The 24,201-nt window shown below is 66.0% G+C and carries 29 protein-coding genes; 13 read left to right on the top strand and 16 right to left on the bottom strand.

The window, feature by feature from the left end:
- The first annotated feature begins 131 nt into the window (after window positions 1-131).
- Window positions 132-506 (top strand): hypothetical protein, encoded by a 375-nt coding sequence (locus V6F88_RS25730; protein ID WP_332613141.1) that lies wholly within the window; start codon window positions 132-134, stop codon window positions 504-506.
- 188 nt (window positions 507-694) lie between these two features.
- Here the strand turns inward: V6F88_RS25730 and V6F88_RS25725 are convergent, their stop codons facing one another.
- The 9 genes from V6F88_RS25725 to phnG all read right to left on the bottom strand — a co-directional run bounded on the left by V6F88_RS25725 (window position 695) and on the right by phnG (window position 7,749).
- Window positions 695-1,129: a hypothetical protein gene (locus V6F88_RS25725; protein WP_332613140.1), complete on the bottom strand. Its 435-nt coding sequence runs from the start codon at window positions 1,127-1,129 to the stop codon at window positions 695-697.
- Between the two features lie 125 nt (window positions 1,130-1,254).
- Window positions 1,255-1,797: an MOSC domain-containing protein gene (locus V6F88_RS25720; RefSeq protein ID WP_332613139.1), complete on the bottom strand. Its 543-nt coding sequence runs from the start codon at window positions 1,795-1,797 to the stop codon at window positions 1,255-1,257.
- Between the two features lie 23 nt (window positions 1,798-1,820).
- Window positions 1,821-3,020, bottom strand: a complete 1,200-nt coding sequence (locus V6F88_RS25715; protein WP_332613138.1) for an alpha-D-ribose 1-methylphosphonate 5-triphosphate diphosphatase — start codon at window positions 3,018-3,020, stop codon at window positions 1,821-1,823.
- Window positions 3,002-3,742: a phosphonate C-P lyase system protein PhnL gene (gene phnL / locus V6F88_RS25710; RefSeq protein WP_332613136.1), complete on the bottom strand. Its 741-nt coding sequence runs from the start codon at window positions 3,740-3,742 to the stop codon at window positions 3,002-3,004. The genes V6F88_RS25715 and phnL overlap by 19 nt, the downstream gene beginning before the upstream one ends.
- Window positions 3,743-3,744: 2 nt before the next feature.
- Window positions 3,745-4,521 carry a phosphonate C-P lyase system protein PhnK gene (gene phnK / locus V6F88_RS25705; RefSeq protein ID WP_332613134.1) on the bottom strand — a complete coding sequence of 259 codons (777 nt, stop codon included), beginning with the start codon at window positions 4,519-4,521 and terminating at the stop codon, window positions 3,745-3,747.
- The gene (locus tag V6F88_RS25700) at window positions 4,518-5,483 is read right to left on the bottom strand and encodes an alpha-D-ribose 1-methylphosphonate 5-phosphate C-P-lyase PhnJ (protein WP_332613133.1); all 966 of its coding nucleotides are present in this window, start codon (window positions 5,481-5,483) and stop codon (window positions 4,518-4,520) included. The genes phnK and V6F88_RS25700 overlap by 4 nt, the downstream gene beginning before the upstream one ends.
- An 8-nt stretch (window positions 5,484-5,491) precedes the next feature.
- Complete coding sequence (locus tag V6F88_RS25695) at window positions 5,492-6,607, bottom strand: carbon-phosphorus lyase complex subunit PhnI (RefSeq protein ID WP_332613132.1); 1,116 nt, start codon at window positions 6,605-6,607, stop codon at window positions 5,492-5,494.
- A 1-nt stretch (window position 6,608) separates the two neighbouring features.
- Window positions 6,609-7,277 carry a phosphonate C-P lyase system protein PhnH gene (gene phnH, locus V6F88_RS25690; protein WP_332613131.1) on the bottom strand — a complete coding sequence of 223 codons (669 nt, stop codon included), beginning with the start codon at window positions 7,275-7,277 and terminating at the stop codon, window positions 6,609-6,611.
- 1 nt (window position 7,278) lies between these two features.
- Window positions 7,279-7,749 (bottom strand): phosphonate C-P lyase system protein PhnG, encoded by a 471-nt coding sequence (gene phnG / locus V6F88_RS25685; protein WP_332613130.1) that lies wholly within the window; start codon window positions 7,747-7,749, stop codon window positions 7,279-7,281.
- A 195-nt stretch (window positions 7,750-7,944) separates the two neighbouring features.
- Here phnG and phnF point away from each other — a divergent pair, with 195 nt between their 5' ends.
- The 4 genes from phnF (at window position 7,945) to phnN (ending at window position 11,344) form a co-directional block, all read left to right on the top strand.
- Window positions 7,945-8,667 (top strand): phosphonate metabolism transcriptional regulator PhnF, encoded by a 723-nt coding sequence (gene phnF / locus V6F88_RS25680; protein WP_332613129.1) that lies wholly within the window; start codon window positions 7,945-7,947, stop codon window positions 8,665-8,667.
- A gap of 150 nt (window positions 8,668-8,817) precedes the next feature.
- Window positions 8,818-10,011 (top strand): alpha-D-ribose 1-methylphosphonate 5-triphosphate diphosphatase, encoded by a 1,194-nt coding sequence (locus V6F88_RS25675; RefSeq protein WP_332613128.1) that lies wholly within the window; start codon window positions 8,818-8,820, stop codon window positions 10,009-10,011.
- Window positions 10,012-10,013: 2 nt separating this feature from the next.
- Window positions 10,014-10,757, top strand: coding sequence for a DUF1045 domain-containing protein (locus V6F88_RS25670; RefSeq protein WP_332613127.1), 744 nt, complete (start codon window positions 10,014-10,016; stop codon window positions 10,755-10,757).
- Window positions 10,754-11,344 (top strand): phosphonate metabolism protein/1,5-bisphosphokinase (PRPP-forming) PhnN, encoded by a 591-nt coding sequence (gene phnN, locus V6F88_RS25665; RefSeq protein ID WP_332613126.1) that lies wholly within the window; start codon window positions 10,754-10,756, stop codon window positions 11,342-11,344. Before V6F88_RS25670 ends, phnN begins: the two co-directional genes overlap by 4 nt.
- Here phnN and V6F88_RS25660 read toward each other — a convergent pair.
- Window positions 11,341-12,309, bottom strand: a complete 969-nt coding sequence (locus V6F88_RS25660; RefSeq protein ID WP_332613125.1) for a LysR family transcriptional regulator — start codon at window positions 12,307-12,309, stop codon at window positions 11,341-11,343. The two genes, phnN and V6F88_RS25660, sit on opposite strands and share 4 nt — an antisense overlap.
- Window positions 12,310-12,426: 117 nt before the next feature.
- Here V6F88_RS25660 and V6F88_RS25655 point away from each other — a divergent pair, with 117 nt between their 5' ends.
- From V6F88_RS25655 to V6F88_RS25645, 3 genes are all read left to right on the top strand, one after another.
- Window positions 12,427-14,262 (top strand): gamma-glutamyltransferase family protein, encoded by a 1,836-nt coding sequence (locus V6F88_RS25655; protein ID WP_332613124.1) that lies wholly within the window; start codon window positions 12,427-12,429, stop codon window positions 14,260-14,262.
- A gap of 117 nt (window positions 14,263-14,379) precedes the next feature.
- Window positions 14,380-15,354 (top strand): Bug family tripartite tricarboxylate transporter substrate binding protein, encoded by a 975-nt coding sequence (locus tag V6F88_RS25650; protein ID WP_332613122.1) that lies wholly within the window; start codon window positions 14,380-14,382, stop codon window positions 15,352-15,354.
- Window positions 15,351-15,863: a GAF domain-containing protein gene (locus V6F88_RS25645; protein ID WP_332613121.1), complete on the top strand. Its 513-nt coding sequence runs from the start codon at window positions 15,351-15,353 to the stop codon at window positions 15,861-15,863. Before V6F88_RS25650 ends, V6F88_RS25645 begins: the two co-directional genes overlap by 4 nt.
- On the opposite strand, the gene phnE is transcribed toward V6F88_RS25645, so the two are convergent.
- The 3 genes from phnE to phnC all read right to left on the bottom strand — a co-directional run bounded on the left by phnE (window position 15,860) and on the right by phnC (window position 18,575).
- Complete coding sequence (gene phnE, locus V6F88_RS25640; RefSeq protein WP_046804387.1) at window positions 15,860-16,654, bottom strand: phosphonate ABC transporter, permease protein PhnE; 795 nt, start codon at window positions 16,652-16,654, stop codon at window positions 15,860-15,862. The two genes, V6F88_RS25645 and phnE, sit on opposite strands and share 4 nt — an antisense overlap.
- Before the next feature lie 29 nt (window positions 16,655-16,683).
- Complete coding sequence (gene phnD, locus V6F88_RS25635; RefSeq protein WP_332613120.1) at window positions 16,684-17,667, bottom strand: phosphonate ABC transporter substrate-binding protein; 984 nt, start codon at window positions 17,665-17,667, stop codon at window positions 16,684-16,686.
- 65 nt (window positions 17,668-17,732) lie between these two features.
- Window positions 17,733-18,575, bottom strand: coding sequence for a phosphonate ABC transporter ATP-binding protein (gene phnC, locus V6F88_RS25630; protein ID WP_332613119.1), 843 nt, complete (start codon window positions 18,573-18,575; stop codon window positions 17,733-17,735).
- 205 nt (window positions 18,576-18,780) lie between these two features.
- On the opposite strand from phnC, the gene V6F88_RS25625 reads away from it, so the two are divergent.
- From V6F88_RS25625 to V6F88_RS25615, 3 genes are all read left to right on the top strand, one after another.
- Entirely contained in the window at window positions 18,781-19,218 is a 438-nt protein-coding gene (locus V6F88_RS25625; protein ID WP_332613118.1) for a GFA family protein, read from the top strand.
- Window positions 19,219-19,835: 617 nt separating this feature from the next.
- Window positions 19,836-20,099 carry a translation initiation factor IF-1 gene (gene infA / locus V6F88_RS25620; RefSeq protein ID WP_006221179.1) on the top strand — a complete coding sequence of 88 codons (264 nt, stop codon included), beginning with the start codon at window positions 19,836-19,838 and terminating at the stop codon, window positions 20,097-20,099.
- 175 nt (window positions 20,100-20,274) lie between these two features.
- Window positions 20,275-20,562 carry a hypothetical protein gene (locus tag V6F88_RS25615; RefSeq protein WP_314359826.1) on the top strand — a complete coding sequence of 96 codons (288 nt, stop codon included), beginning with the start codon at window positions 20,275-20,277 and terminating at the stop codon, window positions 20,560-20,562.
- 33 nt (window positions 20,563-20,595) lie between these two features.
- Here V6F88_RS25615 and V6F88_RS25610 read toward each other — a convergent pair whose 3' ends face one another.
- From V6F88_RS25610 to mog, 3 genes are all read right to left on the bottom strand, one after another.
- Complete coding sequence (locus tag V6F88_RS25610; RefSeq protein WP_332613328.1) at window positions 20,596-21,426, bottom strand: peptidoglycan DD-metalloendopeptidase family protein; 831 nt, start codon at window positions 21,424-21,426, stop codon at window positions 20,596-20,598.
- A 44-nt stretch (window positions 21,427-21,470) separates the two neighbouring features.
- Entirely contained in the window at window positions 21,471-21,809 is a 339-nt protein-coding gene (locus tag V6F88_RS25605) for a hypothetical protein (protein WP_046804382.1), read from the bottom strand.
- A 63-nt stretch (window positions 21,810-21,872) separates the two neighbouring features.
- Window positions 21,873-22,505, bottom strand: a complete 633-nt coding sequence (gene mog / locus V6F88_RS25600) for a molybdopterin adenylyltransferase (RefSeq protein WP_332613114.1) — start codon at window positions 22,503-22,505, stop codon at window positions 21,873-21,875.
- Between the two features lie 288 nt (window positions 22,506-22,793).
- On the opposite strand from mog, the gene V6F88_RS25595 reads away from it, so the two are divergent.
- Entirely contained in the window at window positions 22,794-23,924 is a 1,131-nt protein-coding gene (locus V6F88_RS25595; RefSeq protein WP_332613113.1) for a D-alanyl-lipoteichoic acid biosynthesis protein DltD, read from the top strand.
- A gap of 52 nt (window positions 23,925-23,976) precedes the next feature.
- Window positions 23,977-24,102, top strand: coding sequence for a hypothetical protein (locus V6F88_RS25590; protein ID WP_332613112.1), 126 nt, complete (start codon window positions 23,977-23,979; stop codon window positions 24,100-24,102).
- Window positions 24,103-24,201 lie beyond the last annotated feature (99 nt).

The raw sequence follows: 24,201 nt of genomic DNA, 5'->3' as shown, positions 1-24,201 counted from the left end.
GATTCGGCCGCTTGATCCGGCTGCTTGATTCGGCTGCTTGACCGGGCCGCAAGCGCGGGAGCAACATAGGCTTCCCGTTCTTGACCTGCGGCGCGGCGCGCCTTGCGGCAGCGCCCGCCCTTCGCAATGCCATGACACCCCTACCCTTGCGCGGCATCCTGGCGGCCATCGCCCTGATTGCCGCCGCTGACGCAAACGCCTGGACCCGCATTTCCTGCGACCTGGCCGGCACGGCCATAACGCCCGCGCTACAGATGCGGCAAAGCCGCACCGACGGCACGACGCTGTCCGAAACCACGTTTCGTATCAAGGTAAAGGCGGCCGACCTTCCCGAAGGCGCGCGCGCGGACACGGACTGTACAGAATTCGTGAACCGCGAAATGGACGTGTCGCTGCAAGACACGCCGCCCGGGCAGATTCGCCAGGGCAAGCCGATCAAGCTGCGCTACCGCTACGACGAATCGCTGGGGCAAAGCCTGTCGACAAAATTCGAGCTGGTTCGCTAAACCCCGCCGCCGCCACGCGGGCGGATCGGCGGGGCGCGCACCCGCTTTCAGTGCTTGGCCGGGCTTGCGATGCTTGGCCGGGCTTGCGGTGCTTGGCCGGGCTTGCAGGGCTTGGCCGGACTTGCAGGGCTTGGCCGGGCTTGCAGGGCTTGGCCGGACTTTCAGTGCCTGGCCGGACAGTCAGCGGCTTAGTCGTTGACCGAGCACGACACCGGCGCGCCGTCTTCGAATTCGACGTCATACGTGTGCACCGGGTCCCAAGGCAGCGTGAACCACAGTTCGTAGCCGTCCCCGTCTTCGTCGAACAGCCACAACGCGCGCAGCACGGCTTTTTCCGCCATGCCTTCGGCGGTTTCTTCCTGCAGCAGTTGATCGTCTTCCAGACCCAACTTCTTGTAGTGTTCGTACGAATAGTTATCCAGCAGGAACTCGGCCGCTGCCAGGATGTGATCGTCAAGATTGTCGATGATGCCCTTGACCACCTTGGACGCGCCGCCGTCGGGCTCTTCGCCATCCGTCTGGATCATGACGTGAATGGGGGGCCGGCCCTCGCCGGCTGGCACGTTTTCGGCCGCCCACAGATCGGGTTCTTCGGGGTCTTGGGTGAAATTGAATCGTGCCATCGCGCGCTCCGGAAAATTGGATAGCGAGCCGAAAAAGTATCGGCTGCGCCTCAGGCCGTTACGCCTTTCGCCATTTAACCAGATGCGCGGCGACCCGTCTGTGGCTGCCCGCGATGTTTTTGACGCTACACCCGTTCCAGTGCCAAATGCGGCAGTGCGGGAAGCTCGGTCCGGATAGCGTCGCCCGGGCTGACCGCCCCGCCCTCGATCACAATCCCCATCACGCCGGCGCGCCGTTGCAGGCTGCCGTCCGGGTGGCGGCCCAACACGGCGGCCATCAGACCTTTCTGATATTGGTCCAGTTGCACGCAAGGATTGCGCAAGCCGGTGATTTCGATGATGGCATCTTGGCCGATACGCAGGCGTGTCCCGCGTGGCAATGCCAGCAGGTCAATACCGCGCGTAGTGATGTTTTCGCCCATGGTGCCTTCGGCCACATTGAAGCCGGCCAGCTGCAACTCGTCGTGCAATTCAGCCTGAATCAGATGCACCTGGCGCAGGTTGGGCTGCGTGGGGTCGGCCCGCACGCGGGACCGATGCTTGACGGTCACCCCCTGGTGCGCGTCGCCTTCAACGCCTAGCCCCCGCAGCAACATGATCGTCGGCACGACCGGTTTGCTGAACGCATGCGTTGCGCTTAGCGCCACGGCAATCACGATAGGATTCATCGCGGTACTCCGAAAAACGGGGGTCATGCCACCGCGCGTTGCGGCTCGGGCAGCGCCGTTGCGTGCGTGCGCGTCGGCAGATAGTGCGTGGAGAATACCAGCCTGCCGGCCGACCAGGTGTGACTGATCAGTGGCAACGCGCCCACCTGCGCCACCGCCACCAGGTCCGCCCGCTGCCCCACCGCGATGCGGCCCCGGTCGGACAGCCCGCAGGCGTCGGCCGGGTTGGCCGTGACCAAGGCGATGGCCTGTGGCCAGCTCAGGTCGGTTTGCGCCGCCACGGCAAACGCGGCGGCGATCAGGGTGGACGGCTGGTAGTCCGAACACAGGCAGCTGGCCACGCCCGCGCGGATGGCGTCAATGGCGCGCATCGAGCCGCTTTGGCTTTGCCCGCGCAACACGTTGGGCGCCCCCAGGATGGTAGGCAGGCCGCAGGACACCGCCGCGCGCGCCGTGTCCAGGGTGATCGGGAATTCGCTCATCGACACGCCCAGGTTGCGCATGGTGGCGATGCGCTGCACGGAATCATCGTCATGGCTGGCGGTGGCGATGCCCAGCGCGTGCGCGTGCGCCAACAAGGTCCGCACGCGCATCACCGCGCCGTCCTTGGCGCGCGTCTTGGCGTGGGCCGCCTCTTCGGCCTGCTCGCGACTCATGGCGTGGTTGCCCATCATGTATTGCAGATAGGATTCCAGCGTCTTGAATTGACCCTGACCCGGCGAATGATCCATCACCGACAACAGATCCACCGCGCCTTCGTCCATCAACGCGCGCAGCACGTCCACCGAGGTTTCATCGGTGACTTCGTAGCGGCAATGCACGCGGTTGTCCACCAGGCTGTGCGGGCGGAAAGCATGCACAGCCCGCACCACCTGCGCGGCAGTCTGGTTGTTGCGCACGCCCCATTCATTGTTGGCGAACGACAGCGCGTGAAAAGGCGTGGTGATGCCGGCGGCGGCGTTGCGGCGGTCCACCTGCGCCACCGCGAAATCGAACGGGAACAACACGCGCGAGCGGGGTTCCGCTTCCTTTTCGATGGCATCGCAATGCAGGTCGATCAGGCCGGGCATCAAGGTCTGGCCTTGCAGGTCGACCACGCGGTCCGCGCGCGCGCCGTCCGGTTCGATGGCCACGATGCGGCCATCATCGATCAGCACCGCGCTGTTCTCCAGCACGCGGTCGGACATGATCACGCGGGCGTGGGTCAGGTATGAGCTTGGCATGACGGCTCCAGGGCAAGCGTGGCGGCCGGCGCGGGGCGCAGCGCCAGGGTTTGGGTGGCGACGGCGTCGCGCACCTCGGCGTCGTGGAAGATGCCCAGCAGGCAGCGGCCCGCGGCCAGCGCTTCGTGGATCAGCGCGATAACCACGCGGCGGTTGTCGGCGTCCAGCGACGCCGTGGGCTCGTCCAGCAACAGAATCGGATGGCGGGCGATAAAGCCCCGCGCGATGTTGACGCGCTGCTGCTCGCCGCCGGAGAACGTGGCGGGCGCCAGGCCCCACAAACGCGGTGGCACGTTCAGGCGTTGCAGCAAGGCGCCGGCCTGCTCGCGCGCGTCGGCGGCGTCCACGCCGGCCACGCGCAGCGGTTCGGCCACCACGTCCAGCGCGGACACCCGGGGAATGACGCGCAAGAACTGGCTGACATAGCCGATGACGTCGCGCCGCAGCGCCAGAATGCGCTGTTCGGGCGCGCCCACCAGCTCGACCCATTCATCATGGGCGCGCACGCGGATGCTGCCTTCGGTGGCCAGGTAATTGCCGTACAGGCAACGCAGCAAAGTGCTTTTGCCGGTGCCCGACGGGCCCGCCAGCACCAGGCAATCGCCCGCGGCGGCGGTCATGTCCACGGCGTCCAGCACGGGCAGCCGCATGCCGCCCTGGTTGTGCAGCGTGAACCGTTTTACCAGCCCCCGCACTTCAATCATGGATAGGGATGCCTGCATGGTCAGCTCTGCAAAATGGAAGACACCAGCAACTGGGTGTAGGGGTGTTGGGGGTCGTCAAGAATCTGGTCGGTCAGCCCGCTTTCAACCACGACGCCGCCGCGCATCACCAGCGTGCGATGCGCCAGCAGCCGCGCCACCGCCAGGTCATGCGTGACGACAATGGCGGCCAGGCCCAGGTCCGTGACCAGTTGGCGCAGCAGGTCCAGGAGCCGCGCCTGCACCGACACGTCCAACGACGCCGTGGGTTCGTCCATGAACACCAGGCGCGGATGCGTTACCAGGTTGCGGGCGATTTGCAGACGCTGCTGCATGCCGCCGGAAAACGACACCGGCGTATCGTCCAGCCGGCCCACGTCGATCTCCATCTTTTGCAGCCAGTTGCCCGCCACCGCGCGTAGCTCGCCGTAGTGGCGGTCGCCCACCGCCATCAGCCGCTCGGCGATATTGGCGCCCGCGCTGACCTGCATGCGCAGCCCGTCGCGCGCGTTCTGCCGCACGAAGCCCCAATCGGTGCGCGACAACAATCGCAGACGCGCGCCTTGCAGGCTGGCAAGGTCGACGAAACCCTGGTCACGCGTGTCGTACCAGACGCTGCCCGCATCGGGCGAGGTCTGGTGCGACACCGCCGACAGCAAGGTGCTTTTGCCCGACCCCGATTCCCCCACGATGCACAGCACTTCACCCGGATACAGGTCAAAACTGACGTCGCGGCAGCCGTGCACGCCGTCCCAGGTGCGGGTCAGCCTGCGCACGGAAAGCAGTGGATGCGCGTTCATGCGGCGGCCTCGTTGTCGCGTTGCTGCGTTTGGCGGTGGTTGCAGTATTCGGTGTCTGAACACACAAAGCGGCGCGTGCCCGCGTCATCCAGAATGATCTCGTCCAGATAGCTGTCGCGCGAGCCGCACAGGTCGCAGCATTCGTCCCAGGTTTCCACGGTGAACGGGTGGTCGTCAAAGTCCAGGCTCTTGACCGACGTGTAGGGCGGCACGGCGTAGACGCGCTTTTCGCGGCCGGCGCCGAACAGCATCAGCGCGGGGCTGCCGTCCAGCTTGGGGTTGTCGAACTTCGGGATGGGCGACGGTCGCATCATGTAGCGGTCGTTCACGATGACGGGGTAATCGTAGGTGGTGGCGATGTGGCCATGCTGCGCGATGTCTTCGTACAGCTTGACGTGCATGCCGCCGTATTCCGCCAGTGCATGCATGGTGCGCGTTTCGGTTTCGCTGGGTTCCAGCCAGCGCAGGGGCTCGGGGATGGGCACCTGGAACACCATCACCTGCCCTTCGCGCAACGGGGTTTCGGGGATGCGATGGCGGCTCTGCACAATGGTGGCGGCGGGCGTGGACGTGGTGGTGGCCACACCCGTGACGCGGCCGAAGAAGCGGCGGATGTTGATGGCGTTGGTGGTGTCGTCCGAACCCTGGTCGATGACCTTGAGCACGTCGTCCGCGCCGATGATGGCTGCCGTTACCTGGATGCCGCCCGTGCCCCAGCCATAAGGCAGCGGCATTTCGCGGCTGCCGAACGGCACTTGGTAGCCGGGAATGGACACCGCCTTGAGCAAGGCGCGGCGCAGCATGCGCTTGGTGGATTCGTCCAGGTACGCAAAGTTGTAATGCGGGTCGCGCGGGACCGTGGCGGCCGGGGCATTGGCCTGGGTTTGGGTTTGGGTTTGGGCGGTGGCGTAGCCTGCGGCGTCCGCCGGAGCGTCCGCGTTTCTGTTCTGCGTTGCAGTCATGTTCGGGGTCATTGCGAAACAGCCTCGTCCATCAGGTCGCGGGATGCGGGTTGCGGCGCGTGCCGGTCGGCGCGCAGCCGGCGCAGCAGTTCCAGATTGGCCTGGAAGTCCACGTAGTGCGGCAGCTTCAAGTGCTGCACAAAGCCGGACGCCTCGACGTTGTCGCTGTGATACAGCACGAATTCGTGATCGTTGGCGGGCGAGTCGGCGCGTTCGCCCAGCTCTTGCGCCTTCAGCGCGCGATCCACCAACGCCATCGACATGGCCCGGCGTTCGCCATAGCCGAACGTCAGGCCGTAGCCGCGCGTGAATGTCGGGCCGTCTTCCCCATTGGCCGCGAACTGGCTGACCATCTGGCATTCGGTAATTTCGATTTCGCCGATGGTGACGGCAAAGCCCAGCTCTTCCACCATCATGTCGACTTCCAGCGTGCCGTAGCGGATTTCGGCGGCGAAGGGATGGGTGTTGCCATAGCCACGCTGCGTGGAATATCCCATGGACAACAGAAAGCCTTCGTCGGCGCGCGCCAGGTTTTGCAGGCGTGCCGGGCGCGAGGCGGGAAACTCCATCGGCTGGCGCGTCAGGTCGAAAGGCTCGGGGTCGCCATCGGGCACGGGCTCGGCGTCAATCAGATCATCTTGCGCCAGCAGGTCCGTCACGCGCGGCATCGCGCTATCCAGGGCGTCGGCGCCCGGCGGCAGCGCGTCGGCCTCGCGCTGGGCGGCCAGCGTGAAGTCCAGCAGGCGTTGGGTGTAGTCGTAGGTGGGCCCCAGTATCTGGCCGCCCGGCACATCCTTGAACGTGGATGAAATGCGACGCTGCAAGCGCATGGCGCCGGTGTCGATCGGCTGCGTATAGCCCAGGCGCGAGAGCGTTGTGCGATAGGCGCGCAGCAGGAACACGGCTTCGATCTGGTCCCCCGCGGCCTGCTTGAGCGCCAACGCGGCAAGTTGCGGATCGTAGAGCGAGCCCTCGGCCATCACCCGCGACACCGCCAGCGGCATCTGTTCACGGATCTGATCCAGGCTTAGCTGGGGCACTTCGCGGTTGCCGCGCCGGTAGTCGTCCAGCATGCGATAGGAATTCAGGATGGCGCGTTCGCCCCCCTTGACGGCGACGTACATGTCAGTTCTCCACGCGCGTGGTGCGCGGCAATCCACAGATCCGCTCGCCTTGCGTCAGGAACACGTCGACGCCCAGCGGGAAACGTTGGTGGTTCAGGCGCCATTCGCGCCAAAAGCCGTCGGGCAGACCCGCCACGGACAGCGCGTTGCGGGTCTGGATACCGGGGCCGCTGAGGCTGACGGTGTCATGCGCAGCGCGCGCGACACCATCGTCCGCCAGCGCATCGACTTCGATCAGCAAGGTGGTGGACAGGTCCGGATACGCCGGGTCACCGGCATGGCAGGCCGACAGCGCCGGTGCGGCATGGCCGGACGGCACGGCGGCAAAGCGGGCCAGCGACGGCGACGGCACGAAGGGGCATCCGCAGTGAAAGCGCAGGAACGTCACAACGTCCTCGTCCACGCCGGGCGGGAGCCACAGGGGGGTGTCGCCGTCCACCAACGTCAGCAACAACGCCGTCATTGCCACGGACAGCCCGGCCGGCACGCCGGTGCGCGCGGCGATCAGCTGGGTACGACCGGGATGCGCCAACGCGCGCAGCGCGGCGCGGAAGGTGGCTTGCGCATCGTTGACGGGGTCGGCCAAGCCGGGCAACAAACCGCGCGGCGCGGCGGGCGCGGCGTCGGTGCGGATAGGCAGGGCCTGGGCTTGCATGATCTGTGTCGGCATGTCAGTCCTCGCCCCGCACCATCGTGAAGAATTCGACTTTGGTCTGCGCCGCAACGCGGGCCTGCGCGTTGACCTTGTCGGCATGGGCCCGCGCCAGCGGCTGGACCACTTGCGCATCGACCGTGTCGTGCCATTCGGGCAGTTGCAGCAGCGCGTCGGCCACGGCGGCCTGCTCGGCGTGCCGCACGCTGCGCCCCTGCACATAGGCCATGCCGACCACGCCGTCGGCCAGCGTGACGGCGCAACGTGTCACCGTCATTTCGCCCAGGTTGAAGCGCGCCCCGGTGCCGCCGCTACGCGCCCGCACCATCGCCATGCCGGTCTGTGCGGGCCGCAACATCTGGTGGGCGGGCACGGTACCCAATGCGCTGAACGCGCCTTCCAGCGCGGCCGGGTCCGCCAGCGACAACACGCGCATCCAGGCAGCGCGCCTGGCGTTCGCCGCGTTCTGCCCCGCTTGTGAGTGATCCATAATTTCCTCTACACGTCTAGACGACTGGATGAAGTATGATCGCTGGCAAATTGAAGTTCAACAGTCTGGCGTGAATTTTTGATGACAGTTGCAGCGGCGATGCGTGGGCTACACACCGCCTACCCGGCCGCCGCCGCATGGTGCACAATCCCACCCATTCTTCATGAAGCTGACGTGACAGCAAGAGCGCACCCTATGGTCGAACGAGGTTCCGGCATCGCCGTCTGGCGGCAAATCGGCGAGTCCCTGGCGGACGACATCCGCAACAAGCTCTATACGGCGGGCGAACAGCTGCCGTCCGAGCCCGAGCTGGCCGCCAAGTATTCGGTCAACCGGCACACCATCCGCCGCGCCATGGGCGAGCTTGAACAAAGCGGGCTGGTGCGCATCGAACAGGGCCGCGGCACGTTCGTGCAGGAACACGCCATTGATTACGCCATCGGCAAACGCACGCGCTTTTCCGAAAACCTGCGTAGCCAGGGCGTGCTGGGCCACCAGGAAGCGCTGGGCAGCCAGACGCTGCGCGTCGCCGATATCGCCAAGCACCTGGGGCTGGCGCGCAACGCGCCGTTGCTACGCGTGCAGATCTTGGGCAAGGCCGAAAACCGAACCATCAGCACGTCTGAACACTACTTCGACGAAAAGCGCTTTCCAGATTTTGGCGACCGGCTGACCGCGTTGCGGTCGGTGTCGAAGGTGTATGCGCACTACGGCATCGGCGACTACACGCGCAAGTGGTCGCGCATTACCGCCACGCTGCCCACGCCGGAAACCGCCCGCCTGCTGGGCCAGCCGAAAACGCGGCCCATCTTGCAGGTGGAAGCCTTGAACGTGGACCAGGACGGCGCGCCGTTGCAATACAGCGTCACCCGCTTTGTGGGCGACCTGGTGCAGCTGATGGTGGCGGACGACAGCTGATCCGCCGGCTCGTCGTGCCGCGCGCCGGCGCGACGCCGCCCGCGCTGGAACCCAAGCTGAATTTCAATCCCGACACCAAAACCCGGCGCGGGAATGCAACATCACTCATCTAGACATCTGGCTGTCACGCTAGACCGATAACTTGGCGCAATGAACTCACACGCCCCCTCGCCCCTGGCCGGTGTCACAGGCCAACGCATCCTGACGCCGCGCGGCGTTGAACAGGCCAGCCTGCGCTTTCAAGGCGGGCTGATCGACGACGGCGCAAGCGCCCCCGCGCGCGGTGCGCCGTGGTTCGACGCGGGCCACCTGCTGGTGCTGCCGGGCATCGTGGACTTGCACGGCGACGCCTTCGAACGCGCGATCATGCCGCGCCCCAGTGTCACCTTTCCGTATGACAGCGCGCTGTTCGATGTTGATCGCCAGTTGCTGGCCAACGGCATCACCACCGAATTCCATGGCGTGACCCTGTCCTGGGAAGGCGGCCTGCGCGGTGAAGCCTATGCCGAACGCATGTTCGACGCGCTGGAGCGCATGAAGCCCATGATGGGCGCGCGGCATTATGTGCACCTGCGTTTTGAAACGCACCACATCGGCGGCGTGGAGCTGGCGCAGCAATGGATACGCGATGGTCGTGTGCGCTTTCTGGCGTTGAACGACCACCTGCCCGGCATGGCGCGCCGCCTGGGGGATGAACGCAAGCTGATGCAGTACGCAGACCGCGCGCAGTGCGATCTGGACACCTTCCAGCAACGCATCCGCGCCGCGATGTCGGCGGCCGATTCCGTGGCCGACGCCATGCGCGACCTGACGCTGTGCGCGCAGGCCGCCGGCCTGAAGGTGGCCTCGCACGATGATCCCGACGCCGCCACGCGCCGCTACTACCACCAGCTGGGCTGCGGCGTGGCCGAATTTCCGCTGACCCGCGAAGCCGCGTGCGTCGCCCGCGACCTGGGCAACGCCGTGGTCTTCGGCGCGCCCAACGTTGTGCGCGGCGGCAGCCACACGGGCGCGCCGGGCGCCACCCAGATGATCCAGGCCGGCCTGTGCGACGTGCTGACGTCCGATTACTACTACCCTGCCCCGCTGGCCGCCGTTATGCGGCTGGTGCAGGACGGCGTGTTGCCGCTGGCGCAGGCCTGGAACCTGGTGTCGATGAATCCGGCGCGCGCCGCCGGCTTGAAAGACCGGGGCGCCTTGGCGCCGGGCCTGATCGCCGACGCCATCGTGGTGGACGACCATCTGCCAGGGCTGCCGCGCGTGGTGGCCGCCATTGTCGGCGGCGAAGTGCGCTACGCCACGCGCGTCTTCGGCGACGAGCACAGCCAGCGCATGGCGGCCTGACCATGGCGCGTGCACATCGCTACGCCCTGTACCTGTCGCCCGCCAACCCCTGGCGTGACTACGGCAGCCGCTGGCTGGGACGCTGCGCCGACACGGGCGCGGCACTGCCGCCCTTGGCCGGCATGCCATCCGCCGCCCGCGACTGGACGGCGGCGCCGCGCCATTACGGCCTGCACGCCACGCTGAAGCCGCCCTTTCGCCTGGCATCGGGCGCTACGTTGCAGGCGCTGGACGACGCGGCTCGCACGCTTGCGCGCGGCATCGCGCCCTTTGGCGTCATGCTGGAATGCGCCACGCTGCGCGGCTTCCTGGCCTGGCGCATCGCGCAGGCGGATACCGACGGGCACGCCCGCATCCAGGCGCTGGCCGACGCCGCCGTGCGTGACCTTGACGCCCTGCGCGCGCCACCCACCGCCGACGAACTGGCAAGGCGCCAGGCCGCCGGGTTGACGCCCGCCCAGCAAGCCATGCTGGCGCGCTGGGGCTACCCCTATGTGTTCGATACGTACACATTCCACATCACGCTGACCGGCAAGCTGGAAGGCGATGCACTGGCCGCCGCGCAACGTAGCGTAGCCACCTTTGCCGAGCCCTTGCGCAGGCAGGCCATGCCCGTGTCCGGCGTCAGCCTGTTCGTGCAGCCGGAACCGGGCGCGGATTTTGTCGCCGCGCGCCACTACCATTTCGACGGCACGCAAACGGACGCCATCGGCGTGCAGGCCTTGCAAGGCGCCCCCGCGCCATGACGGGCCCCGCACCGGTTTCGCCGCCGGTCGACGGGGCGCGGCTGATCTACCTGATGGGTGCGTCCGGCAGCGGCAAGGACACACTGCTGCGTCGGGTGCGCACCCAATTGCACGCGCATGAGCCGGTGCTGGTGGCGCACCGCTACATCACCCGCGACAGCGGCGCCACGGAAGACGCGCTGTCATTGACGCCCGACGAGTTCGACCGCCGCGCGGCGTTGGGTTGCTTCGCCCTGCGCTGGGCCAGCCATGGCTTGCAGTACGGCGTCGGCATTGAAATCGATACCTGGCTGGCGTGTGGCGCGGTGGTGATCGTGAACGGTTCGCGCGCGCACCTGCCCGTCGCGCATGCGCGCTACCCGGCGTTGACGGCGGTAGAGCTGACGGTTGCGCCGGCCCTGCTTGCGCAGCGGCTGGCGGGCCGGGGCCGCGAAAGCGGCGATCAGATCAGCCAACGGCTGGCGCGCGCATTGCAGGATTACGCGGTGCCGGCGCACTGCGCGATACGCCACGTCAGCAACGATGCCGACCCGGACGTGGCGGCCGCCGAGTTACTGGGTATCGTGCGGCAAGCGATAGCCCGTTAAGCCGGCGCCGCGCCCGCCCCCATGGGCGCGCCTGCGTCGCCGCACAGGTCCAGCAGGATTTCCGAAAACCGTTCCTCGGCCGCCAGGACCTGATCGCGTTTGCGTCTGATCAGGTTGATGGGCGGCAGTTCCCACCCGAAGTCCCAGGGCGGCATGCCCAGCTTTCCGCGCTGGCAAAGCTCGCGCGCGATGTCTTCGGGCACCACCGATATCAGCGTCTCGTTCATCGTCAACATGCCTTCGATCACATCCGTGGAATAGGCTTCCAGCACCGGTGACGGCGGCCGCAATCCGGCGCGGATGAAGTGTTCAACGATCAGTTGCCGCGTGGGGGTGTTGGCGGCGGGCAGCACCCAATCCATGGCGGCCACGGCAGCCCAATCGGGCTTGCGCCGCGCCAGCCGCTGCGCCAGCCTGCTGTGCGCGATCAGGCGCGGGCGCTGGTGGTACAGCACCTTGTGCATCAGGTCGTCCAATGCCACGGTGGACGTGGCCCGGCTGATGATGCAATCCAGCTCGTGTCGGCGCAGCATGGGCACCAGGTGGTCCGTGGTCGCGCGGTGCAAGGTCAGCGTGACGCCATAACGCTGATGCAGGCGGCTGATGGCGGCGGTCAGCAAGGCGCTGGACACGTAGGGCACCACGCCCACGTTCAGGTGCGCGGAATGGCCGGCATGCAGCGCCTGGACTTCGCGCGCCCATAGGTCCAGATCGCTTTGCATGTGGCGTGCGCGCACCAGCGCCAGCTTGCCCAACGGCGTGGGCACCAGGCCGCGACCGCTGCGCAGGAACAGCGGTCCGCCAAAAATATCTTCAAGTTCGGCCAGCGCCTTGGTCACGGCGGGCTGGCTGATGCCGGTGGCCGCCGCCACACGGGTCAATGACCCATGCCGGGCAATATTGGCCAGCAGGGCCAGATGGCGATGCTTCAGGCGATTGGACAGTCGGGCGGGGTCCCAGCTCATGCGGTACTCGGTGCGTCTCTATAACCGGACGGTTATTGAATCATGCCCATAAAGATGATTCCAGTTATTTCATGACCCTATACTGCGGTCGTCCCCAGCCTGTCACCGACCCGCCCCATGAGCGCATCCTTCACCACCCGTCCTGAAATTCGCGGCACCTTTGGTGTTGTGTCGTCCACGCATTGGCTGGCGTCGCAGGTGGCCATGGGCGTGCTGGAACGCGGCGGCAACGCCTACGACGCGGCCGTGGCCGGCGGTTTCACGCTGCAAATCGTCGAACCGCACCTGAATGGCCCGGGCGGCGAAGTGCCCATCCTGCTCTGGAACGAAAACGAACAGCGCATGCGCGCGCTGTGCGGCCAAGGGACCGCGCCTGCCCTGGCCACGCCGGCCGCGTTTCGCGCGCTGGGCGTGGAGATGGTGCCGGGCATCGGGCTGCTGCCGGCCACCGTGCCCGGGGCATTCGGGGCGTGGCTGACGCTGCTGCGCGACTATGGCACTTGGGAATTGGCCGACGTCTTGCGTCCCGCCATCGACTACGCCCGCAACGGCTTCCCGCTGGTGCCGCGCGTGTCGCAGGCCGTGCTTGCCGTGCAGGCGCTGTTTCGTGATGAATGGACCACCTCGCGCGACGTCTGGATGCCCGACGGCCGCGTGCCCGCGCCCGATTCGCTGTTTTGCACGCCGGCCATCGCCGCTACGTACACGCGCATCCTGGACGAGGCGCACGCCGCCAGCACCGATCGGCGCGGGCGCATCGACGCCGCGCTGGACTGCTGGTATCGCGGGTTTGTGGCCGATGCCATCGACGCTTACTACACCAACGAACCCGTGCGCGACACCACGGGCCAGCGCAACCGGGGTCTGCTGCGCAAGTCGGACCTGGCCGATTGGCGCGCCACCTACGACGAACCCGTCACCACCCAGTACGGCCGCTACACCGTGGCCAAGTGCGGCGTGTGGTCGCAAGGGCCGGTGCATTTGCAGCAGCTGGCGATGCTGAGGCATCTGGGGATGGAAGGACTGGACCCGACGTCGCCGCAGTTCGTGCACCGCATTGCCGAAGCCGCCAAGCTGGCGTTCGCGGACCGCGCCGCCTGGTATGGCGACCCCGACTTCACCCCGGTGCCGCTGGCCGCGTTGCTAAGCGATGCCTATGCACGCGAACGCGCCGCGTTGATCGGTACAAACGCGTCGCCCGATCTCCGCCCCGGCAGCCCGGGCGGCCTGCCGCCCCGCCTGCCGGACCTGGACGCCGCGGCCCGCACGCTGGCCGCCTCGGACACCCGCTTTGGCGTGGGCGAACCCACGTTCGCGGCCTTGCCGCCCGTGGCGGAATGGGCCGCGCGCGAAATCTTCGTGGGCGACACTTGCCAGATCGACGTTATCGACCGCGACGGCAACATGGTGGCCGCGACCCCGTCGGGCGGCTGGCTATCGTCCAGCCCGGTGGTGCCGGGGCTGGGCTTTCCGCTGACAACACGTTTGCAGATGACATGGCTGGACGATGGCGTGCCCGGCCAGCTGCAACCGGGCAAGCGGCCTTGCACGACGCTGTCGCCGGGCCTGGTGTTGCGCGATGGGCAACCCTATATGGCGTTTGGCACGCCGGGCGGCGACCAGCAGGACCAATGGACGGTGGCGTTCTTCTTGCGCCATGCCATGGGCATGAATTTGCAGGAAGCCATTGATGCGCCCTCGTGGCACATCGACCACTTCCCCGGTTCGTTCTGGCCGCGCACGCAAACGCTGAACCGCTTAACGGTGGAATCGCGTCTGCCCGAGGCCACCCTCGAAGCGCTGCGCGCGGCGGGCCACGACGTCAAGGTCGGCCCCGCGTGGTCCGAAGGGCGCATCAGCGCGTGTACGCGTGAACCCGGCATGGGCGGCGGCTTGCTGCTGCGCGCGGGGGCCAATCCGCGCGGCATGCAGGGCTACGCCGTTGGCCGCTGAAAACAAGCGGCATTGAAACGCATACGCAAACCGCGAACCGCAAACCGCATCCACGAATCACATCCACTTTTTCAAACAGCCGGCGCCCAGACCGGCACTTACACAGGGGTAATCACCATGAAACTGAATTTCCAACGACTGTTGCGCGTGTGCGCGCTGGGCTTGGCCCTGGCCACGCCCGCCTTGTCCCAGGCCGCCTGGCCTGAAAAGCCGATCACGCTGATCGTGCCATGGGCGGCGGGTGGCTCCACCGACATCCTGGCGCGCGTCTTGTCCGAAGGGCTGACGCAATCGCTGGGCCAACCGGTCATCGTGGAAAACCGGTCGGGCGCGTCGGGCAACATCGGCACCACCTTCGTGGCGCGCGCCAAGCCGGACGGCTACACGCTGCTGGTGGGCTCGATGAGCACGCACACGATGAACCAGGCGCTGTATTCCAACATGCCGTTCGACGGCGTCAAGGACTTCACGCCCATCGCCGAACTGGCGCTGGTGACGAACACGATGGTGGTACACCCGTCGGTGCCCGCCAACAACGTGAAAGAGTTCATCGCCTACGTGAAAGACCGCCCGGACGCCGTGGCGTACGCATCGGCCGGCCAAGGGTCGACCAACCACCTGAGCGCCGCGCTGTTCGAAAAAGCGGCCGGCGTGAAAATGATGCACATCCCCTACCGTGGCGGCGCGCCCGCGGTGCTGGACACGGTGGCCGGTCGTACGCAGGTGCTGTTCAGCGCCGGCACGCAAACCCTGCCGCACGTGCAGTCGGGCAAGCTGAAGCTGTTGGCCGTGACCGAAGAGAACCGTTCGCCGCTGTTGCCCGATGCACCGACCGTGGCCGAAACGCTGCCGGGCTATGAGCTGTCGGTGTGGTACGGCGCGTTCGGTCCCGCCGGCATGCCGCCGGAGCTGACCGCCCGCCTGAACCGCGAGATCAACCTGATCCTGAAGCGCCCCGACGTCATCAAGAAGATGGGCGACATGGGCGTGCTGCTGACGGAAACCACGCCCGAGCAGTTCGGCCAGATCCTGGCGCGCGATGCCGACAAGTACGGCAAGCTGATCAAGGAACTGGGGATCACGGCGGAATGAGCGCCACGCCGACTTCCGTGACGCCGGCCGCCGCCGGCGTGTCGGCCATCGTGCAAGCCTACGCCGCCGCCGATGCGACGGCGGCCTTGCGGGCCATCGACGCCTACGCTCATGGCCGGCTTGAACATGCCTTGTGCACCGTCAACCGCTTTGACGCCGACACCATGCGCGTGGTGCGCTTGTACAGCTCGAACCCCGACGCGTATCCACCGGGCGGCAGCAAGGACAAGCGCGGCACGCCGTGGGGCCAGCACGTGCTGCTGGACCAGCGCGTATTCGTGGGCGAAGGCGAAGCCGCCATCCGCGAATTCTTCAACGACCACAACGCCATCCGCGAACTGGGCCTGCAATCGGTCATCAACGTGCCGGTGTCGTATGACGGAATCTGCCTGGGCACCGTCAACTTCCTGATGCCCCGCCCCAAGGTGTCGGACGCGGATGTCGACCACGCCCGGCTGGCGGGCCTGTTGGCCCTGCCCGCCCTGCTGGCGCTACGCCGCGCCGACTAGATCAGCGCGCGCCGGATCCGCGAGGACAGCATGTCGATGGCCACCACGAAGGCCACGATGATGATCATCACCGCGCAGGTTTCGGCGTAGCGAAAGCTGCGGATAATTTCCCACAGCACGGTGCCGATGCCGCCGGCGCCGACGATGCCCACCACCGAGGCCGAGCGCACGTTGGATTCAAAGCGGTACAGCGAATACGAGATCCACAGCGGCAGCACTTGCGGGATCACGCCGTACACGATTTCTTCCAACGCGTTGGCCCCGGTGGCGCGCACGCCTTCGACCGGACGCGGGTCGATGGCTTCAACGGCTTCCGAGAACAGCTTGGCCAGCACGCCCGTAGTGTGCACCCACAAGGCCAGCACGCCCGCGAACGGCCCCAGGCCCACCGCCACGATGAACAGCATCGCGAACACCATTTCATTGATGGCGCGGCACGCATCCATCAGGCGCCGCATGGGCTGGTAGACCCACGCCGGCACCATGTTCGAGGAGCACAGCAGCCCCAGCGGCACGGCCACGACGATGGCCAGGAAGGTGCCCCACACCGCGATCTGCACGGTGACGATCATCTCGTCCAGGTACATGCGCCAGTCGCGGAAATTCGGCGGGAAAAAGTCGGCGGCAAATTGGGCCATGTTGCCCGAATCGCGCAACAGGTCCATCGGCCGCATGTCCGCGCCGCCCCACGACATCACCAACAATGCAAGAACGAAGGCCCAGACCAGCAAGACCGGCAGCGATGAGCGCGGCGCGGTGGGCAGGCGGGGGGAATGGGTGGCTAGGCTCATGGCGGTCCGAAGGATGGCGATCAGGAAAGTTATTGCTTGGCGACGGCGGGTTGGCCCAGCGCGGCCAGCTTGCCGTCCAGGTCGGCCAGCTGCTTTTGCTTGTCGGCCTGACCCAGCGTGCTGTCCGCTTCCACCTTGGCTTTTTCACGCGCCAATTCGATCTGGCGGATGGGCACGAGCTGCTGGTTATCCGACGCGCGAAAGCCCTGATAGGTCAACGCTTTCAGGTTGGCCAATTCACGCTGCGCGTCCTGCCCCTTGCCATAGTTGACGAAGAAGTCGCGGATGCGGCCCTTCAGGTCGGCCGGCAGGTCCGAACGCATGACCAGCGGATCGGCCGGGATCAACGGCGACTTCCACAGCACGCGCACGCTGTCGTTGGCGTCCTTGCCCGTGCTGAGGCGATAGCGCTCCAGCGCTTCGGTGTTGTTGACGGCTACATCCACCTGCTTGTTGATGACCGACAGCAGATTGGTTTCGTGGTTGCTGGCGCGCACCGTCTTGAAGAAGGTCTTGGGTTCGATCTTGTTGGCGGCCCACAGGTAGTAGCCGGGCACGGCGGTGCCCGACGTGGAGTTGGGGTCGCCCGCGCCGTAGCTGAGCTTGCCGCCGTTTTTCAGCACGTCGTCCAGCGTCTTCAGGTTGCTGTCCTTGTTGACGATCAGCAGCGACCAATAGCCGGGGTTGCCGTCCTTGTCGATCACCGACGCGAACACTTCGCCCTTGGCGCGGTCCACGGCTTCAATGGCCGACTTGTTGCCGAACCACCCCATCTGCACCTTGTTAAAGCGCATGCCTTCGATGATGCCCGCGTAGTCCGAGGCGAAAAAGGGTTTGACCGGCACGCCGATGGCGCGGCTCAGGTCGTCGATGACGGGCTGCCAGACCGACTTCAGGTTGGTCGACGATTCGGTTGAAATGATCCCGAAGTTCAAGGTCTTGGCGTCTTGCGCAACGGCCTGGGTGGACAGCGCGGCGGCGGCGACCAGGGTAAAGAAGGTTCTGCGTAGCATGGATGACTCCGGGATGGATTCGGTGAATAGGCCGCGGGGTCGCGGCGGTGCAATCAAGGATCAAGTCAGGCGGCGTGCGCCAACGCCGACAGCGGCGCCAACGCCGGCATGGCGGGCGCCTGCTGCGTGTATTCGGGAAGCAGCTCGGACAGTTCGGAGCCGTACAGGTCGCGCAGCATTTCAGGGGTGAGGTCGGCGGCGCGGCCGTCGTACACCACCTTGCCGTGGCGCAACGCCACCACGCGCGGGCAGTAGCGCAGCGCCACATCCACCTGATGCAGCGACACCACCACCGCCACCTTGCGCGTGCGGTTGATGTGCGCCAGCGTGTCCATCACGCGGCGCGACGATTCGGGGTCCAGCGATGCGATGGGCTCGTCGGCCAGGATGACGCGCGCGTTCTGCACCAGCGTGCGGGCAATGGCGGCGCGCTGCTGCTGCCCGCCGGACAGCGTCGAGGCGCGCTGAAATGCGTAGTCGTCTATACCAACCTGGGCAAGCGCTTCCAGGCCCTGACGCACTTCGGCGCGCAGGAACCAGCGGGTCAGGCTGCGCCACAGCGGCACGCGCGGCAACATCCCGGTCAACACATTGGTGATCACCGGCAGCCGGCCCACCAGGTTGAACTGCTGGAACACAAAGCCGATGCCGGCGCGCGCGGCGCGCACGTTGCGGCTTAGCCGGCCATGCTGCTGAATGAGCTGGCCATTGACGGTCACGCTGCCCTGGCCCGCATCCCCGGCCACAAAGCCGGCCAGATGGCGCAGCAAGGTGGACTTGCCCGAACCGGACGCGCCCAGCAGCGCCACCATTTCGCCGTCGGCCACTTGCAGGCTGACGTTGTCCAGCGCCTTGGCCCCGGCATGGAAAGTCTTGCTCAAGCCCTGTACTTCAATGGCGACCGTCATCGCTGGATCCCCTTGTCTGTGGTCATGGGCGCATTCTGTTTTCGCGGCATGACAGCGCGATGACCCGGCGGACAATTCGGGCGGGATAAAAACCGGGGTCAGCAACGCACTGAAAGAGATCCGTCACAATCGCCGCCGTCGACGGCTTGCGGCCAAGGACGGCGCGGGTATATTCAAGAAATTCCCCACTCGCTTGGCGCTCATCATGATTACCGGTTCCTGCCTGTGCGGCCGCGTGGCTTACGAGATCAACGGCCCTCTTACCAACGCCCTGAATTGCCACTGTGTCATGTGCCGCAAGTCGCACGGCGCGGCTTTCCGCAGCCGCGCCTCGGTGCAAGTGTCTGATTTCACATGGACCAAGGGCGAAAACCATGTCACCTGGTATGCCTCGTCACCCGGCAATTACCGCGGCTTTTGCGAAGCCTGCGGCACGCCCCTGTTGACCCGCTTTGACCAGACGCCCGACACTTATGGCCTGCCGCTGGGCGCGCTGGACGACGACCCGGGCGTCAAGCCCGCCGCGCACTGCCACGTGGTCAGCAAGGCGCCATGGTTCGACATTACCGACCACCTGCCGCAGTATCCGGACGATTTCCCTGGCGTGCCCGAGCCCGACGCGCAGGCTCAAAATGTCACATAGGCATTGAAGCGGCGGGATTTGCCCCCATAAATGAGAAAGACCGCGAACAAGGAACACCGCGCGGCGCAGACGCCTGCTCCGGGGAAGCCTCGAAGTCGCCCGGCAGCAACTATCGCGGCTTTGCCGCAGATAAATACTGGCTAATCGGCGCGCTTTGCAGTAACATAAGTCCGTGATTTTTCCGCAAAAACCGGGCTTCGGTCACTCTGCGTGCCAACCTGTACTCCTTCGGGTCACCCCCCAAGATACCCAGGCTGCCCCCGGTTTGGTTGAACCTTGCCGGGCGACCTTCCTACTGTCGGCGACGTCACGACTGTCCCACGCGCCGCAGTCCTCTGCGCCGCAAGGCACGCAGCAAAAGTTCCAACCCGCTTCTTCCGGTGCCATGCAATTGCACGGTATCGCGACAAAGCCGCGCCGTGCGCGCACATTGCCCACGCTGCGCGAGTATCCGTCATTTCAGACATCCACCCGGGATGCCGTGGCCCTTACCCGCGCTTGCCCGAACGTTTTACGTTCAACCGCTGGACCTGGTTATCTGTGTCCAACGCGCTTGCCGCTTCGTGCGGCGCGTCATGCCGCCGGCCTGGCTGCGCGTATTGATCAAGGAGTAGAGAATGGCTAAAGAAGAACTCATCGAATTGGATGGCATTGTTGACGAAGTGCTGCCCGATAGCCGCTACCGCGTCAAACTGGACAACGGCATCGAAGTTGGCGCTTACGCCTCCGGCCGTATCCGCAAGCACCGCATCCGCATCCTGGCGGGCGACCGCGTCACCCTGGAAATGTCGCCGTATGACCTGACCAAGGGCCGCATCAACTTCCGTCACAAAGACGAGCGCGCACCCGCGCCGCACCGTCCCCAGCAATACCGCCGTTAAGTCAGGACCTCAGGGCCGGCCACAAGGCCGGCTCCCTGTCTTTATGTTGCATCGGTCCCGGGCCTTATCGGCCTTAAGGCCAAACCGCGACATGCCGTAATGCGTGGAACGTCCGTTCGTGAAAAAATGGCAACCCGGTCAGGCGCAATGTCTGGCGGGATACGCATGAAGCAAGATGGATTTCACAGAAGAATTGCAAGCCGCTGCTGACCAGCTTTCCCTGACGCGAAGAAAATTCGCCAAAGGGGAGGAAGGGCTGCGCCTGCTGCATCAATCGCGCGAGGCGTTCATCAACAGCCTGCGCAACACCGGCCTGACCTACGCCGAAGCCAAGATCAAGTACGACAACTGCCTGGACGAACAGGAAGCCGAGCAGCTTCATGTGCGCCAGCAGATGGAATATGCCGAGCGCATGCACCAGTTCGTGCTCAACAAGATTGCCCAGCAGGCCGCCACGGCGTGAAGCAATGGCCGGGCACCCACGCCCGGCCGTGCATCAGGGTTTGAACGCCCCGATGAAAATGGCGGGATCGACCCGCGCATCGTTCAGGCTGACATTCCAGTGCAGGTGCGGCCCGGTTGCCCGTCCAGTGGCGCCCACCTTGCCCACCACGCCGCCACGCGGCAGCTCATCGCCCACCTTCACGTCAATGGCCGACATATGGCAGAACATGCTGATGAAGCCCTGGCCATGGTCCACGAACACCGTCTTGCCGTTGAAGAAGTAATCCCCCACCAACACCACCACACCCGCCGCCGGCGACTTGATCGGCGTACCCGCGGGCACGGCAAAGTCCAGGCCCGAATGCGGGTTGCGTTCCTGCCCGTTGAAAAAGCGGCGCAGCCCGAACGGGCTGGACAGGCGGCCACCGCTTACCGGGCGGTCCAGCAACAGGTTGCTGGGCGTGACGCCGGCACGGTAGCTGCGGTTGGCCGCGCTTTGCTCGGCCATTTCGCGTTCGATGCGCTTCATGTCGTCCGGGTTGGGGTCGACCTGACGCGGGTTTTTCAAGGTGATGTGCTGCGCCACGTATTCCTTGGCGCCCACCGAGAACGAGATCTTGCGTTCGCCCTTGGCGTCGCGCACCACGGCCTGCTGCTCGCCCGGCTTCACGCTAAGCGGGATGCCAAGCACGGCGATCCACTGCTTGCCTTCTTCGCGCACCACCATCACGCGCCGGTCCAGGAACGTGACCTCGGGCGCGCGGTCGGCATCGCCCAGCGGCAGGATGGCGACGCCGCCAGGCACGGGTGCGTTCAGCTTGCGCGAAATAAAGCCTTGCTGCGTGGCGGCGCGCGCCGGCAGGCCGCAAGCCATGGCCGCCATCGCCAGGCCCAGGCGCAGAACGTCGCGGCGCAGGGTCAGCGGGCTTACAGGCACAGGTTGGCCGGTTCGATGATGCTTTGATCGCGGCGGGCAATGCGCGTGGACAGGCGCGCTTCGGTCTTGCCCTTCCAGGTGGTGGTGCTGAGCACGGCTTCGACACCCAGGCTGTCTTCCTGGACCAGTTCAAACCCGTTGCGGATCTCCTGGCGCTTGAAGTTGACGCCCATGTTCTTCCAGGCGTCAGCCACGCACGTCGTGTAGTCGTCGGCCGTGCGCTGGGTGGCCCCGTAAAAAACGGGATCGCGCTTGCGCACGTCTTGCACATTGGCGCAGGCTGACAAGGCGGTCAGGACGGCGAGGGACAGGGCGATGCGAACCTTCATAACAGTCGGACTCTTTAGGCAAATAAGTGGACGGAGCGGCCAAAACTATAACGCAGCAGCCGGTCAGGGCCGCGGGGCGCGGCGGGCTGATTTGGGGCGGAAGGCGTCGATGATCTCGGGGCGGGTTTCGGCGTACGGCCCGCCGATCAGGTCGATGCAATAGGGGATGGCGGCGAAGATGCCGGCTGCGATCACCGTGCCGTCATCGCCCTTCAAGCCTTCCAGCGTTTCACGGATGGACTTCGGTTGGCCCGGCAAGTTCACGATCAGCGCGGCGTGCGACGGCGTTTCGCGGATGACGGCCACCTGGCGCGACAGGATGGCGGTGGGCACGAAGCGCAGGCTGATCTGGCGCATCTGTTCGCCAAAGCCCGGCATTTCCTTGGTGCCCACGGCCAGCGTGGCCTCGGGGGTCACGTCCCGGCGGGCGGGGCCGGTCCCGCCCGTGGTCAGCACCAGGTCGCAGCCGCAGATGTCCACCAATTCAATCAGCGTTTCCGAAATACGCGCGGGCTCGTCGGGAATCAGACGGTCCACCGCCTGCCACGGCGACACCAGCGCCGACCCCAGCCATTCGCGCAAGGCGGGCAGCCCCTGATCCTGATAAACGCCGGTGGCGGCGCGGTCAGAGACGGACACCAGGCCGATGATCAGGTCGTCGGGATGGCGGCGGGCGATTCGGGTGGGCGTGGTCATAGGCGGTGGCGAGGGTTGAAAGCGACAAGGAAAAGGATGCGCCCGGCGATGAGCGGGGCGGCGCGGCGGTCAATCATGGAAATCCACGAGACGGCCGCGATGACGATGCTATCGCATTCTTTCCCAGGAGAAAGGCGTCCAGCCCCCGCCAACCCGCCTTGCGGACGTGTGGCAAAAAAGCGAATCGTCCGTGACCCCGGTTTCGCGCGCTTGTTCCCGTCATAGTGGGTGGATAACATCCGCTAACAAAATACTTTCCTGGCTGGCCGGTCGCGCCAGTGGTCTTCCATGTTCACACGCACTTTACGGCAGCACGCGCTGGCCGCCGTGCTGGCCCTGACGGCCGCGGCCGCCGCGGGTTGGCTCGCCTGGCACACGCTGGCATTGAAGACGGAAACCGTGCCCGCCGCCGCGCCCGGTATCTACATCCCCAACCTGGGCAACACGCTGCAAGAACAGACGCGCAACCTGTCCCGCTTAAGCCAGGCCTTGCGCACCGGCGACCGGCTGGTGATCCTGGGGTCTTCCGAACTGACCAGCAACGACCTGCGCTTTGTGCCCTACCGCTATCTGGCCGACGAGCTGCAAATGCCGGTGCTGGCCTATGGCCATTCGGGCTTCCAGTCCTTGGGAATGCAATTGGTGCTGGCCGCGCTGGCGGATGACTTGTCGCCCGCCTCGCGGGTGGTGGTGATGTTGTCACCCGGATGGTTCGACGGCGACGGCGGGCTGGGCGCCGACGAATTCAAGGAACACGCCAACCCGCTGCTGCCCCGGCTGCTCAAGCAGCCCGAAGGCCGCGCCGAACTGGCGCGCTGGCTGCGTGACAAAGGTGACGCGGGCGTAGCCTGGTCGATGATGACCGAGCAAGCCTATGTTTTCCGGCAACGCCTGGTCGATCTGTGGACGCCGGCCCATGCCGCCCCCGCCCCGGAAAGCGAACGCGAGCGCGAGGGGCCCGCGGCGGCCGCCCGCGTGGTGGACTGGGACGCGCTGGCCGAACAGGCGCAACGCGCCGAGCAGGACCTGATGACGGGCAACCGCTACGCGGTGCGGGATGACTTCTTCAACAAATACCTGCGGACCATTCCCGAGGGCGGCAAAACCGCGTACCTGCCGCAGCCCCTGACGGGCCGCGAGGAACTGCGCGAGCTGACCGCCCTGATGGCGCTGCTGCACCAGCATGGTGTAAATGCGCTGTTCGTCATGCAGCCGCTGCACCCGATGGTCTTCAAGGACCTGAACCGCTTCGAGCCGGTGCAAAAGGAAGTCGGCGCGCTGTGCAGGCGGTATGCAATGACCTGCATGGACATGTACGACGCCCCCTTCGAAGTGGGCATGCTGCGCGATGTGCAGCACCTTGGCGAGCTAGGCTGGCTGCGGGTGAACCAGAAAATTGCCCAGGTGTTCCGGCCATGACTCCTGCCCGCCGCGCCCCCTGCCCGACCTTTCCCCCTGGAGGGATGCCGCAATGAAAAGAACGCTGTGGCTGTGCCTGCTATACCTGGGCGTGTTCGCCGTGCTGCTGATCCAGGCGGACACCGCCGCCAACCTGGGCAAACCCATGGAGATCGAGTTCCAGTACTCGAAATTCTGAAGGGCGCGCCCCCGAGGCAAGCGAAATTGGTTTTCCGACGCAACCAGGGCCAGGTCACAAATCTGCAATAATCGGCTCCTCACGCCGGAACCTCGCCCC

The organism is Achromobacter sp. ESBL13 (assembly GCF_036668755.1).
Taxonomy (GTDB): Bacteria; Pseudomonadota; Gammaproteobacteria; order Burkholderiales; family Burkholderiaceae_B; genus Achromobacter.
This window is presented reverse-complemented; position numbering and strand designations above follow the sequence as displayed.